This window comes from Asticcacaulis sp. MM231, assembly GCF_964186625.1.
Lineage (GTDB): Bacteria > Pseudomonadota > Alphaproteobacteria > Caulobacterales > Caulobacteraceae > Asticcacaulis.
In genome coordinates this window covers 18,621-32,606 of record NZ_OZ075109.1, presented here as the reverse complement: position 1 = coordinate 32,606, position 13,986 = coordinate 18,621, and the positions used below count along the sequence as shown (strand labels likewise).

The 13,986-nt window shown below is 49.5% G+C and carries 12 protein-coding genes; 4 read left to right on the top strand and 8 right to left on the bottom strand.

Annotated features, from left to right (window positions below):
• Window positions 1-626: 626 nt before the first annotated feature.
• Window positions 627-1,757 (bottom strand): glycosyltransferase 61 family protein, encoded by a 1,131-nt coding sequence (locus tag ABQ278_RS17050; RefSeq protein ID WP_349322230.1) that lies wholly within the window; start codon window positions 1,755-1,757, stop codon window positions 627-629.
• Between the two features lie 118 nt (window positions 1,758-1,875).
• On the opposite strand from ABQ278_RS17050, the gene ABQ278_RS17045 reads away from it, so the two are divergent.
• Window positions 1,876-2,790: a hypothetical protein gene (locus ABQ278_RS17045; protein WP_349322229.1), complete on the top strand. Its 915-nt coding sequence runs from the start codon at window positions 1,876-1,878 to the stop codon at window positions 2,788-2,790.
• A gap of 19 nt (window positions 2,791-2,809) precedes the next feature.
• Here the strand turns inward: ABQ278_RS17045 and ABQ278_RS17040 are convergent, their stop codons facing one another.
• Together ABQ278_RS17040 and ABQ278_RS17035 are read right to left on the bottom strand one after the other, a co-directional pair.
• Complete coding sequence (locus tag ABQ278_RS17040; protein ID WP_349322228.1) at window positions 2,810-3,502, bottom strand: hypothetical protein; 693 nt, start codon at window positions 3,500-3,502, stop codon at window positions 2,810-2,812.
• 41 nt (window positions 3,503-3,543) lie between these two features.
• Window positions 3,544-4,602 carry a GSCFA domain-containing protein gene (locus tag ABQ278_RS17035; protein ID WP_349322227.1) on the bottom strand — a complete coding sequence of 353 codons (1,059 nt, stop codon included), beginning with the start codon at window positions 4,600-4,602 and terminating at the stop codon, window positions 3,544-3,546.
• Between the two features lie 261 nt (window positions 4,603-4,863).
• Here ABQ278_RS17035 and ABQ278_RS17030 point away from each other — a divergent pair, with 261 nt between their 5' ends.
• Together ABQ278_RS17030 and ABQ278_RS17025 are read left to right on the top strand one after the other, a co-directional pair.
• A complete protein-coding gene (locus ABQ278_RS17030; RefSeq protein WP_349322226.1) occupies window positions 4,864-5,490 on the top strand; it encodes a methyltransferase domain-containing protein in 627 nt (208 codons plus the stop codon).
• Between the two features lie 301 nt (window positions 5,491-5,791).
• On the top strand, window positions 5,792-6,274 hold the full coding sequence (locus ABQ278_RS17025; protein ID WP_349322225.1) for a polysaccharide pyruvyl transferase family protein: 483 nt from the start codon (window positions 5,792-5,794) through the stop codon (window positions 6,272-6,274).
• Here ABQ278_RS17025 and ABQ278_RS17020 read toward each other — a convergent pair.
• Window positions 6,253-7,152, bottom strand: coding sequence for a hypothetical protein (locus tag ABQ278_RS17020; RefSeq protein WP_349322224.1), 900 nt, complete (start codon window positions 7,150-7,152; stop codon window positions 6,253-6,255). The two genes, ABQ278_RS17025 and ABQ278_RS17020, sit on opposite strands and share 22 nt — an antisense overlap.
• Window positions 7,153-7,460: 308 nt before the next feature.
• Between ABQ278_RS17020 and ABQ278_RS17015 the strand changes: the two genes are divergently transcribed.
• Window positions 7,461-9,359, top strand: coding sequence for a hypothetical protein (locus tag ABQ278_RS17015; protein WP_349322223.1), 1,899 nt, complete (start codon window positions 7,461-7,463; stop codon window positions 9,357-9,359).
• Between the two features lie 9 nt (window positions 9,360-9,368).
• Here the strand turns inward: ABQ278_RS17015 and ABQ278_RS17010 are convergent, their stop codons facing one another.
• From ABQ278_RS17010 to rfbB, 4 genes are read right to left on the bottom strand one after another with little or no spacing between them, the layout of a single operon-like run.
• Window positions 9,369-11,135 carry a glycosyltransferase gene (locus ABQ278_RS17010; RefSeq protein WP_349322222.1) on the bottom strand — a complete coding sequence of 589 codons (1,767 nt, stop codon included), beginning with the start codon at window positions 11,133-11,135 and terminating at the stop codon, window positions 9,369-9,371.
• Window positions 11,117-11,986, bottom strand: coding sequence for a glucose-1-phosphate thymidylyltransferase RfbA (rfbA, locus tag ABQ278_RS17005; RefSeq protein ID WP_349322221.1), 870 nt, complete (start codon window positions 11,984-11,986; stop codon window positions 11,117-11,119). The genes ABQ278_RS17010 and rfbA overlap by 19 nt, the downstream gene beginning before the upstream one ends.
• A 2-nt stretch (window positions 11,987-11,988) precedes the next feature.
• A complete protein-coding gene (rfbD, locus tag ABQ278_RS17000) occupies window positions 11,989-12,888 on the bottom strand; it encodes a dTDP-4-dehydrorhamnose reductase (RefSeq protein ID WP_349322220.1) in 900 nt (299 codons plus the stop codon).
• A gap of 3 nt (window positions 12,889-12,891) precedes the next feature.
• Window positions 12,892-13,944 carry a dTDP-glucose 4,6-dehydratase gene (gene rfbB, locus ABQ278_RS16995; RefSeq protein ID WP_349322219.1) on the bottom strand — a complete coding sequence of 351 codons (1,053 nt, stop codon included), beginning with the start codon at window positions 13,942-13,944 and terminating at the stop codon, window positions 12,892-12,894.
• Window positions 13,945-13,986 lie beyond the last annotated feature (42 nt).

Genomic DNA, 13,986 nt, shown 5'->3' with positions numbered 1-13,986 from the left:
AATCCTAATATGTTAGTTTGGTTCTGTAATATTCCGACTTTTTAGGCTGATTCCGATTTAGATAAAATTTCGAGAGAAAGTCAAATATTTCTGCAAATTTTTTTGGCAGCGATGCGCGCAGCGGCTGGCACGACATGGCTTGCTGCGATTTTGGCGAGAGGAATGCGCCCCGTTCGCACACTTGTTCAGGCGTCCAGCCATATCATGACTGGTGAGGTTGACTGCGACCAGCGTCACGGGACGGACGAATTTATCATGTTGAAATGTGTTCGATCGTCCAAGTGAACGAAGTCCACAAACACAATAGTCCAATAGTCCAATAGTCCAATAGTCCAATAGTCCAATAGTCTGCCATTTGGGAGGTGCCGTTGGCAAGGGGGAGGTTACGAAATCAATCCCATTGGTGTACGCCTTCCATCGTTTTTCAAACGGAACGACGCGTTTGGCTCTTGAGTACTGTGGGCAAAAGGCAAGTTTCCGTTACGTTCGGATACCTTTCCGAAATGAAGCGCGCCAAGCTCACACAATAAGTTTCGGGGTGAAAGGCATCTGGTCCACTTTCGGAAAACATGATTTTCATGTCTTTAATTGACCGTAAAATCTAATTTTTCAGTATATTGTGTTAGTTATGTAATTGTCTGCATTATCATCTCGTATGACTTATTGTAATCTATATTCAGAGAAGATATTCTGCTATTTTCATGTACGCCTTCTATTTTGCATGAATTAATGTAGGTAATTGAATATTTTTTTATAGAGTTGACCATGAGGTAACGAAAGTTTATTTTTTCCCACGAGAGTATAATAATTTTACCCGTAAAATGATTCTGCGTGAATAAAGAGGTATGGAACGCTGATCCGCAGGTTCCGGCAATGACATCGGCATGGTTGAAAATATCGACCTGCTTTTGGAGGCTCAGGGTCTCCGGATAAACAATCGAGAAGCCCTTTGCCGACAATTTTTGCTCGAGCAACGCCTCTTGTTCTGAGTGTCTTAGGCCGGGCGCTAAACGAGATCGGCTGAGGTACACTTTTCGACCCTTGAATTTCGGGCTGTTATCCGCAAGCATTGCCTGAGCGGCTTGGACATGGGATTTGGAATGCACATTGAAAATCCGATGAACATTCTGAATGCTGGCTGTGGGAACAATGACCTTCTTCAAGAGGACTGGGGTGTTCGGTGAAAACATTCGCTCAGCAATATTTAAGCTTCGAAGCACGGGACCAATGTAGGGCTGTTTGATGTAATTCGGTGCGCGGTAATCTGTGTAAATAATGGGCATGTCAGACGGGAATAAATCCAGCGCCCAAAATCGCGACATGCCGTCCATAATAAAATGCCCGTAATGTGTCCAGGCAATGCCGCCGTAGTAAGTTGTGTCTTCCCGAATGTCGTAGTTTTTAGGTATATCAACATGTTCTGGGGCGTGGGCAGCGTAGCTTGCATTGAATTTTTCAAGCGTTCTGACGGCGAATTGCAAGTCGTTCGGAACGAAACTGCGGCGGGTTCCATAAATTCTATCCCCAGCTACCGTATAAAGTGCGTCGTACCCTGGAATAATAAAAACGTCTTCTAAAATGCGGATGGACGGAATGATTTCTGTCGGCTCCACGACATAGCCGTTGTTTAGGTGGCTTTTGGGCGCCCTATCAAAATCGATAAAATTTAAGTTCGGATTCATGGAGCCTCTGTGGTGTTTTGATGCCAGTGTAAGGCAACCGGCACCTATCACACAGGAGGTGGTGAGTAAGGCCACTGAAGGCGCCGCCATTACAGTGTGCGCCGAAACGTCGCTGGTAAAAAAAGAACTGGCAGCCCTAACAGGCGTAAGGTAAATTGAGCTTTTATCTATCGTGTGCTGGAGATCGTGGCAAGTGGCAAAAATTATCAAACATCCTGATGTTCAAGACTATTTTCTAGAATTTACCTTGGATGAAATTAAGGCTAGACCACATGGCATTATAGAGGAGTATGAAGCCAACAACCTCATTTTGTTGAAAAATTACAGGATGCCGATCGATCTAGCTGTGTTTTCTGAGATGTCATCTCATATGCACAAAATTGAAGACGAGAGTTTACGGCGTAAATTGAAGAAAATGACATCACTGTCATTCTTTCAGGGTTACAGCAAAACTGAGTTGGGAAACGACGCTTCGGGCTTGGATTTTAATGACAAGGTTTCAAAAGCGGTCTTTGAGGTGCTTTGCAACTCGGACAAATCACTCTTTATGCGAGCTAGCCAAGCCATGGAGGATGCGCACAAAGTCACATTGGATCTATTTGCAACCTGTTTCCCAGACTATTACTACTATCGGATGATACCTAGCATTCGGATTACGGAGACCTTGTTCGAAAACATCCATTGGGATAACCATCAGATCGAAGACGACTTTCAGCAAGTTCGCATCTTCTGCAATCTCGATAACCGTCCACGTATTTGGAATGCCAGTCACAATTTCGTAAATTACGCGCGTACTCTCTACAAGGATCACAATCTGTCGCAATTTGCTGGTGGCGATCCAAATCTTCTCAATGATTACATTTGTGGCAAGGTTTTGGGCGGCACGCGCAACGCGTGCAAAGATCATCTGCCTAAGCACACAATAGCGTTTGAGCCCGGAGAAATTTGGTTCGGTGAATTGCGCATGATTTCACATCAAATCATGTATGGCGAGCGTGCGATGGTATATATGTTCTTCATCAAACCTGAAGGTATGTTGAACGGAGAGCGACGGTTCAACAGACAGGTCGAGAATTTGCACAGAGAAATGGCAGGCGAGTTGGTTTGAACGACGAAACGGTCGTCGCTTAGAGCGACGGCCGCTTTTTTTGCCCTAGACGCGAGATCATGCTGTCCAAAATAAGTTTTCCCCCCAACTCATTCATGTGACACATGTCGTGATTGGCGTGGCGACTGGGGTCTGCGGCCTTTCCATCAAGATAAACCGAAGCTTTGTAATACATATCCTGAGGTTGAAAGCAGTCTGAAAAGATGGTGCGTGGAAAGGGATGATATGTGTTAGGTCCCAAAACTTCCTCAAGCGCGTTAACGCCAAATTGATATTGCTTCTCATTCGTGAGCGCGGGTGTTTCGAGCATGACGTTAGAAGACAGTATATACACCGGCTTGGATGTTACGTTTTTCACTTTGTTGTAAAGTTGCCACGACTGCGTCCCTTTAATTTTGTCTGATTTGACTGACGCGACAACCTGAGACGAATAGGCATGGCGACGGAGTTTTTTTTCCGTCGCAATCATGTCGTGCGGGGTCAGCATATCGCCATAGATGAAAAAAGCATCATAGACGCTCGTAGCAGCGTTTTTGCTGTTGCGAAATCGAGCATTTTTTATCTCGCCGCCCACAATGTCAATCAGCCCAAAGCTCATTCGGCCGTTGCCAAAAAAATCAATTTCTACCTGAGCGGACTTTTGCATATCCAACTCATAAGCTTTATAAACAGCCCCCATATAGCTGCTGCCGATGACGCAAATTTTTTCCATGCAAATGTTCTTACTGTCTTGAATTGGCGAGCGCCTGGTTGTCAGGCGCCAAAGGCGCCCAAAAGCTCTTCTTCACAAACTACGTCTTGTTCCACGGGCTTTGTTTGAGACTTTGGTGTATTTGTTTGTGAATAGATGGGCGTACCAAAGCTATGCTTCAAGCAGTCAAAGAAATTGTCCATGACGAAATTGACGCCATATGGGTTCACGCTGCGCATATTCGGCTCAAAAAAGGTACCCTTGGAAGTTGGGCTGTTTATAATTTCATAGGAAGGGAAGTAGTCACTATCGGCTCTCAAGGCGGCGATACGACCAGCCACGGCCCGAAGGACGGATTTCGATTCCATCGTGGCCACCATAACGTGGTTGCCCGAGTTTGTGGCTGTAAGTGGTACGGGCGATACCGTAAGTATAAATTTCAGATTGGGATTGATTCCCCGTATCAAGTCCATCGCTGATACGAGTGATGCAAAGATAGCTTCATAAGGTTGGTTATCAAATACATGCTCGTTCTCGTCGAATTCGCCGGCCACGGTACCAGGGCAGATGGCGTACTCGTAGCCATGTGTCTTGTTTTTCCAGCTTTCCGTCAATCCTAAGGTGAAAACGAAATATTCTGCGCCGCGGATCGCTGCGGAAAATTGGGATATTGTGTAGTTTCTGGATTTCAGCAACTCGTCGCTTGTCTCAAACCCGTTTGGCTCGATGGCTGGTCTGAAGGGGTCGTAGAAGCGGCCATCCTGTTCCCAGGCTATAGCAGGTGCAGATTCGATCTCAAGCGCCCAACGCACCCATTGAAGGAGAAGCGAGGCGGTGTATATATTGCCCGTTCGACACGAGAAAACATTATAATTGAAATATTTGCGGTTCACCTCCGAAAGACCTTCCGGCGGAAGTTCATAGCTTGTCCACGCATAGCCTCTCGTCAGCAATGCATTGCCGATATGTTGGGCAAAGCAGGAGCCGAAGGTCACAACTTTGTCATCCGGCTGAATGTTGAACTTTGGCGTCCAGATGGGGCCGATGTCAAACAAACTTCTTTGCGCCACCGCTGGCTTCCAGAAGGCCCTTTGCGGCAGGCTGTCATAAGGATTGTTCATGGAATTGACTCGAGTCAACTATGATTGGGTCTACGCATGACGGTATCATCTGTGATGCAGTCTCACCATTTCTAACAGACTTGATTAGCAGGGTCCAACAAGTTTGTTGCTCTGCATTATTGAAAAATACCGCATCGTCAGAAGTTTAGGGTGTTTGTAGGATTTGAGCTTTATGAAGGTTTCGGCTAATACCGCAGAAGACAGCAATCGGCTCGGTATCGATGGGATGCGCCAGGGTCTTTGATGATGATCAGGATTTATATGCGCGAACCGCAGGCAATAGGCAAACAGGACCATTTAGACCAGCCTTACTCCAAACTTGAAAAGGGTGCCAGACGGGCGCGCACGGAAAGTCTTATCGAAGCCGGGTGTTCTGATGTGAAGCGTTGGAGTCTCGCAGATAATTTTCATGGCAATTGGAGAGATCGTGCGCAAACCGTTGCAGCCATGATCGGTGCCGGCGACAGGGTACTCGACTTGGGATGCGGTAAAATGGATTTAGAAACAGCCTTGCCCGCCGGCTGTATCTATTTACCGAGTGATTTGGTCGCCCGTGACGATCGTACACTCGTCTGCGATCTGAACGCCGGCGAACTACCGGCAGTCGAGGCAGATGTTGTCACCATGCTTGGGGTTCTGGAATATATTCATGATCCGTCAGCCCTGCTTGTCTCGATTGCGCAACGATGGTCGACACTTATACTGACCTACAATCCTTCGGAACTTGACGAGGGGCGGGATCGTCTATTGCATGGCTGGTTCAATGCGCTCACGTCAGCGCAACTCGTTGCCATGGCTGAGGTATCGGGATTTGGCCTGGTGGGTATTGTTGCAGTAGATGTTAGGCAACGGCTTTATATTTTCTATCGTGCGGGATATTGGGGATAACCATGAGTTTGATGCAAGTATTTCGAACGGACGCAACGAATGTGGGCGATTGGTACTGTTCACCGATGCGCTATTTCCAACTTGGTGCAGCGTCCACCATCGATATTCTGGATTTTGACTCAGGATCCGAGATGTCACATGTCGTGTTGGGAGGGGGGGGGCTCATTGCTAAAACGTTTCATGGTCATATGCAGCGCGTTGCCGACACGCGCCCTGCTTTGATGAGTTCGTCGCCTGGGGCATCGGTGAGTCGGAAAATGTCGATCGCAAAGGTGGCTTCGTTAACCCCTTCGAGGGGGCCTTGCCGGATTATTTGAAAGCGTTTGATCTTGTGGGAGTGCGGGATTTTGGTACCGAATATCGTTGGGTCCCCTGTGCTAGCTGTATGTTGCCTCAGTTGGACAAGCCTTACGTCGTACAGCATGAAGTGGTCATTTATGAACATAAGCGTATCCCCATACCGCTGAATGGCACGCCTCGTCTTAGCAATGACGGCAACGATATTGACGCAGTTCTGGCTTTTCTTGCCTCGGGCGAAACTGTGATTACCAATTCTTACCATGGTGCCTACTGGGCAACTCTGTTAGGCAAGCGCGTCATTGCAATCCCCAATATGTCGAAAATGTATCGTTTCAAGCATTTTCCGGTCGTTTGCCGCGCCGATGAATGGAAACGTTTTTCAGCACTCACGCGTGCCTATCCCGAAGCGCTGGCGGAATGTCGTGCTGCTAACCTTGCTTTTTTTGAAGAGGTCAAGGCCCTTCACGACAAGACGCGCGCATAACTGTTCACGTCCCCTAGCTTTATGCATCTTTGTAAATAGGCATGCAAAAACGCAGCGTAATCTTCCCGATCATGGTGCCATTCGGCCACTCGCGTGAGGTCTGCCACGTTAGGTGCGGATTGTGGAGTGACGCAATCGTATTCAGCGTGTCCAAAGCGAACCACGAGCGTGTCATGAAGCAGGGCTTCCATACCTGAGCCGGAGTTGACGAGGAATACTCTTTCAGCACCAGCGAAGCAGGTGTGGATGGAAATGTGATCTACCCATTTGGCATTGGCATTGGCCAGGGTCAGTTTTTGCAGGGGCAGCATTGATTTTGGATTGGCTGGATGGCCTTTTACAACGAGGGTCCGTCCAGTTTCACGCGCGTAAAGCAATGTTGTTGTCAAAGCATCCTCCACGCTTACCTGCGAGTGAAATTTGATGGTTTCGTCATGTGGAAGCTGACATATAAATAGGTCGTAGGGTGAGCTTGCAGGCGGTGCGCCTTGTGCGGGCTGTGCGAAGATCGATTCATTTTCTGTAATCTTTGCCTTCAGGAAGTTGAACGTGTGATTGGCCTTTTCGCCTCGTTCAAGGGCAGGCGGCAAAAACGAAAGAGAAGCGCCCCAACCGTCCGGGTCGGCGGTAAAATAGCCGTTTAAGGGTGCGTTCTTGTAGAAAAAGGCGTTATCCCCGATTGGAAACTGACTTCTCAGCTTATGGGGAAAATATACTCGATCATAAAGCAAACACGCGTTCGCCATTTCATCGAAACTAAATTGCCATAACGGTTTACAAACAGTGGTAACGACATCGCCTGCCGAATAGTGGTAGAGCTCGATGCCATCAATAAATTGGCCGAACTGCTTTAATATCGGGCTGGAAGGCGCGGTCACACTATCAGGTATTGGACCAGGCTTGAAGGAGCAATCCAATCGAGGGCGTGCGATAAAGATTCGTCTGTTCAATGTAATCTGGCTCCTTAGCTTGTCGTAATCTAAGCATATTTCGACAATTATATTTAAAATTAGAAATTTCAACATATACACGAATAAGAGATGTGTTGATTTTAGGCGGCTATATCTGCAGCATTGATGATTGTTACAAGCCATGCCGGGCTTGGAAATTAGGCAAAAGCCGACTAATAAAAACGAGCGTATGTTCCGATCATACGACCGATTGTCATCGCGGGTGACAGGTAACGATGGCAAACATGGTATTTAAACATATGTGGCACATTAAGTCTGAGAAGCTTTTCACTTCACCTCTGACTATTCTAACCGCATGTGATCGTCTCTATCTAAAATATTTGCCGGCTTTGCTGCGGAGCCTGGATCTGTTCTCCCCGGGGTATGATTTCGTCCTACACGTCATCAACCCCCAGAAAGGCGATTTAGATTTTTGCCAACGCCTTGCGGAAAGCGTCGCCTCGACGTCAGTCTCCATTTCCTACGAGGTCAATCTCGACTTGCAAGACATGAGCTTGCCGTCGCAAAGAGCCTACTTTGCATCGGCTCGATTTATCATCGCATCTCAATTGATGCGTGACAGCGCATGTCCTGTTTTGTGCTTAGACGCAGATTTGGTATTTATTAATCCGATTGACATGAATTTTTGTCGCCCTGATTCTGATGTGGGCCTCGTGCGACGTGATGAGGAGGTCAACGGTCGACCTGAGCACCTGAAGGTGGCTGCCGGGGTCGTCATCTTTTTTCCAACGATCGCTGCGAGGCTATTTGCAGAGGCACTGGCAACACGCCTGCGGGAAAATTTTTCTTCTGGTGAGCCAGTTTGGTTCGTAGATCAACTGGCGCTCTACCAGTTGATGCTGGAACTGAACGGCCAGGTACGGATTGGCAGCATCAAATCAAAGTACGCTGATTTCCAGCTTTATAAGCTCAATTCCATCATTTGGTCGGCAAAGGGAGACAGCAAGGAGTTCCTCGAACCTTTTGCGTCACTTCAAAAGATACTCGGGACTTCGGCGCTAGAAAAAGTGGCGGCTAAGCATGTCCTTAACCGTGCCGCACTGCACAGCCCAGACGGAAAGGTCAACCTGTTTTATGAGGGGCGGCCACAATTACGGGCAAGCCTGCCGAAGTCCGGGACCTTGTTTTTGCCACGTCTAGATTTGCCTCTTCAGTCGCATGAGCCCGATCTGGCGCCGGCGATAGATGGCGGCGATTTGGCGGATAAACTCAAAATGAAAGAGTTTGCTGTTTACATGGTGAATTGTTTTGAAAGGCGCGGCATAAGGATGGAGATCAGTGAACTGCCCAATTGGCAGATTACAGCAGAATATCTAAACGGAAAGAGTGGCGACTTTGCCGTAGTAGCTCAAGGCACCGATACGCAATTGGCAGGCCTAGCTATACCTGTTATTAACTGTCATCATGACTATCTTCCTTGGTTGGTCAGGCTAGATTCTGAAGGAATAAATTTACCTTCATATCCAGTGTCAATAGCTGTCGATTACCATGGCAAATACAAGACATTTGTCCGGTCGCAGAAAAAACTCGGCATTGGGGAATTTACAAAGCTTGCGGCTACGGAGGGTACCTCTGCGTCTGAGACCTACGACATTGGTTTCCTGTTACAGGATGATACCAGTAAGAATGTTCGAACGCATTCCCATATTGACCAGGTCGATGCGATAGCCGCAGTGGCTGCGTTTGCTCGGAAGAAAGGCTTACGTGTTCTTCTGATTAACCCTCGATCAAATATAGGTCCATTCATAGATAACCTGTCAGACGAGACTGTATTCGTAACTTCAGCCCCTATGCAAAAGGTTTTGCCTAACTGTAAGCTTCTAGTTACAGTGAACAGCGGTGCGGTCTTTGAGGCCATGCTTTACAATAAGCCAATATTTACCTTTGGAGCGGCCTCGTACGACTGCGTGACCTGTCATGTGTCACCTGAAACACTCGACGTGATGTGGGAACGGTGCATTTCAGATGCAGGTGCAGATGGAGTAACTTATGAAGGTTTTTTCAACTGGTATTGCGAAAACCGCGTCGTGGATTTGTCGCATAATAAAAGTCGACAGGCTTCATTGGATAAATATGTGTCAGAATTCATCCGCCATGTTTATGATGAGCATTAAGCTCCCAGTTTAAAGAATACGGATGTTTTCATGAGTGCGTGACAAAGCTGGGGAGAACCATAGTTCCGCTTCAATAGCCTTATTCCATTTTCGGATAAAATGACGAAGCTCAGCATTACGTCGCGCCTGCTTTTCGGAACTCATGTCATCTCCACGAGAAACACCTTCGAGGTGGTAAGCTTCTCCAGCCGGTTCATAAACACATCCAAAGCCAGCCTCATTCAGGCGAAGGCAGAGATCGACGTCGTTCAGGGTGACGGGAAAATGAAGACTGTCGAAGCCCCCGACCCGGTGGAACTTCGATGCCTCAATCACGAGAACAGCACCGGTGACGGCGGAACGGGAACTGGCATAGATTAGACTGGGTATGGTTTGCCAGCTTTCGCGGGGCCAACGACGAAACAAATGGCCGCTGTGCCCAAACATGCCAAGAGCTACGCCACCGTGCTGCAGGCTGCCATCCTTGTATAACAGGCGAGTTCCAACGGCGCCGACATCGGGTTGCAGGGCCTGCCGTGCCATTTGGCTCAACCAATCGCTGCGTGCCACCTCAATATCATTATTGATGAACGCCAAAATTGGACTTTCGGCGTGAGCTGCTCCCAAATTACACAGTCTGGAAAAGTTGAAGTCGCCATCGTCGCGCACTATTTTTACGCCTCGCGACCGCAAGCGCTCAAAAAGCGTATGTGTTTCTGGTTCAATCGATCCGTTGTCTACCACTATAATGTCTTCTACGCTCTCGCTTTCATCAAGAAGACCTCGCGCAATGTTTGCCAGTAATCCAGCTCTATCGCGCGTCGGAATGATGCAGCTCACCCTTGCGTCTGAACGGGCGCAGTTACAAGCAATCTGACGTTTTCCAGTGTTAAGGCTATTGAATGGATGGTTATATTGGGCAAGTGGCAGGCTTATGCGGGATATATCTTGCCAGGTAAGGCCCGTGAGATCGCCGTCATTATCGTCGAGCGGACGCGCGACCATAACAAGATCTGAGAGCATGTCGGCGTGCGTATGTAGGCGCTTGTCAAATGCAAAACTGAACGTGGGTGTCTCACCGATGAAAACATCTGCATAAACAACCTTGGCATCTGTTTGCAAACCCGTGGCAGCCATGATGGCGAGTGCGTTTACGCCCAACCATGCATCACCTGGCAAAGCCAGAACGTATTGACATGTGCTCCGCAATACGGGGTCGACTGTGAAATGAACATAGGTTTGTAAAGCCAGTGAACGCATTGCAGATTCACCCGGCGAGGTAATGTCGATATATATTCGAGGGTGGATCGCCAATGCGATGTCTTGAGGTAAATTTAGCCGGTCGAAGTATGCGCGCGACAATTTCCCAGGAGGTGCGTGATGCGAGAGCGCTTGCGATACGGGTAGCTCAGCGACCTGTCCATAATCCTCTGATGCCTTCAGGGCGCGTCGCGCATGACGCAGAAGGGCCAGCGGCGATGTCCCCAGCTTTATCCGTTTTAAGGTCTCGCGGGCGAAAAATACGACGAGTTCAAAATGGTCCATCCTTTCAATCGAAACGGTTGCGTTATCGTCACTCTTGCGCAGCGTTAGGACGTAGTCGCCGGCCGCGATCTTGGCATGGCCTGGCTTCTGCCAAGTTGCAGTAATTTCAACGAAGGCCGGTTGTTGATGGTCTTGCAGAGTGAAGACCGCGACCGAGGATTGGGTAAGAACGCGGAACCGATACCAGCCACGTACCGCTCGGAATGTCCGGCCGGGAGACAATGCCTGGAGGGCTAGCTGTTGCTCAGGCATTTTTTCAAGTATTGGCCATAATCGCTCTTGCCCAATTTGACGGCAAGGGCCTCAAGTGCGCGATCATCGATAAAACCTCTTCGCCACGCCACTTCTTCCGGGCAGGCAATCTTGAAACCTTGACGCTTTTCCAGGACGCGGACAAATTCGGCAGCGTCGAGTAGACTATCGGGTGTGCCTGTATCGAGCCAAGCATAACCCCGGCCGATCGGCTGCACACTCAGTTCACCACGCTCAAGATAGGCTCGGTTGACATCAGTGATTTCATACTCACCACGCAATGAAGGCTTGAGATTGGCGGCGATATCTACAACCTGATGATCGTAGAAATAGAGGCCGGTAATAGCCCAGTTCGAGCGGGGCTTTAGAGGCTTTTCTTCAACTGACAACGCCTTGAAATTGTCGTCGAATTCGACCACGCCGTAACGCTCTGGGTCCGAGACCTGGTATGCGAAGACGCTGGCCCCAGCGGTTATGCCGGCAGCCTCTTCAAGAAAGGTCGAGAGGGACGGACCGTAATAGATATTATCACCGAGGATAAGGCACGAAGGTTCCTTGCCGACGAAATCGGCGCCGATAATGTAGGCTTGCGCCAGCCCGTCTGGCGTCGGTTGTTCGGCGTAGTTAAGGTTGATGCCCCATTGCTCACCGGAGCCGAGCAGTTTTTGGAAGAGCGGCAGGTCATGCGGCGTGGAAATGATCAGGATATCGCGTATTCCCGCCATCATCAGAGTCGACAGCGGATAATAGATCATCGGCTTGTCGTAAACTGGCATCATCTGCTTCGAGACGCCAATCGTCATAGGGTGCAGGCGCGAGCCGCTGCCTCCGGCAAGAATAATGCCCTTCATCGCTAACCCTCCGTTGGATTTTGTAGTGTTATAAGGTGGTCAAGGCAGGAATCCAGCGAAATCCGCCATGGATCGAGCACCAATCCATAGGTTTTATCTAGCTTTTCGCCACTGAGACGGGAATTTGTCGGGCGTTTGGCCGGTGTTGGATAGTCGCTGCTGGGAATTGGTTGAACCTGGACCTTTTTACCGCCTCTGTTGCCTGAGCCTTCAAAGATCGCCTTGGCGAACCCAGCCCAGGTCGTTTCGCCCTGTCCTGTCAGATGGAAGATACCCCGCAAGGTCGGATCTTCATCTATAGCCACCTGCTGAGCAATGGCCAACACCACACGGGCAATTTCCGGCGCATAGGTCGGGCAGCCATGCTGGTCAGCGACGACATTGATCTGATCGCGCGTTTCGCCCAGACGTAGCATGGTTTTGACGAAATTGTTGCCATAGGGCGAATAAACCCAGGCCGTGCGTAGGATGACATAATTGTCAGTTTGTGCGGCAATCTGCTCCTCACCGGACAGCTTGGTCCTGCCATAAACGCTTACTGGTGCGGGCGCGTCATTCTCATTATAAACGCCGTCTTTGTCACCGGCGAATACATAGTCCGTCGACAGGTGAAGGATAGGAATGTTGAGTTCTTTGGCCAGCCTGGCCAGTTCGCCGGGCGCGTCGCCATTGATTGACTGCGCTAATTCAGCTTCCGTCTCAGCTTTATCCACAGCCGTATAGGCTGCCGAAGAGATTATAGCGTCCGGGCGGCCGTTGCGGACAGTGTCTTCGAGGGTTGCAATTTGCGCGAGATCGACCTCAGGTCGCCCGATGCGGATGATCTCAAGCCCTAGCTGATCGCCGAGGACCTGTAGGGCCGTATCGACCTGACCATTCTTTCCGGTAACAAGAATGCGCATAATTTAGCCTTTCAAAACGCCAAGGCGCTCACCCGTGTAGACCTCGCCGCGCAGAGGGCGCCACCAGATCTCATTGTCGAGATACCAGCGCACCGTCTTTTCGATACCGCTGTCGAAGTTTTCCAGAGCCTTCCAGCCCAGTTCTTCTTCAAGCTTAGTAGCATCGATGGCGTAACGGTGATCATGACCGGGACGATCGGTGACGTAGGTGATAAGCTTTTCGTGGGGCGCGTTTTGTGGACGCAAACCATCCATGATGGCGCAGATCCGCTTCACGACGTCGATATTTTTACGCTCGTTGCGACCACCGACATTATAGGTTTCGCCCAGACGGCCCTTCGCGCAAATCAGGTGCAGGGCGCGGGCGTGGTCCTCGACATAAAGCCAGTCGCGGATATTGGAACCATCACCGTAGACGGTCAGAGCCTTACCTTCCATGGCGTTGATGATGTTGAGAGGGATCAGCTTTTCCGGGAAGTGATACGGGCCGTAGTTGTTGGAGCAGTTGGACACCACAACCGGCAGGCCGTAGGTGCGGTGCCAGGCTTTGGCCAGATGGTCAGACGCCGCCTTGGAGGCCGAATAGGGCGAAGAGGGATCGTAGGGCGTGGTTTCCTCAAACAGGCCTGTTTCCCCCAATGAGCCATAAACCTCATCTGTCGAGACGTGAAGAAAGCGGAAGCTGGTCTTTGCTTCGCCATCGAGCGAATTCCAGTAATTACGGGCGCCTTCCAACATAGAGAAGGTCCCCATCACATTGGTCTCGACAAACTCCTTCGCGCCCGTGATCGAACGGTCAACGTGGCTTTCGGCCGCCAGATGCATAATGTGGTCAGGCTTGAAACCAGCGATGATTTCGCTGATCTTCGGGTAATCGCAGATATCGGCCTGGACGAAGTGATAATTGTTGGCGCCTTCTATTGGCCCCAGCGATTCGAGATTCCCGGCATAGGTCAACTTATCGAGATTGAGAACGTCTGCTCCAACTTCGTCTACTAGATAGCGCACTAGCGCCGACCCAATAAAACCGGCGCCACCTGTGACCAAAATACGCATTTAAAACTTGTCCCTCAAAAAATTGGCGCATTCACCGGCCGA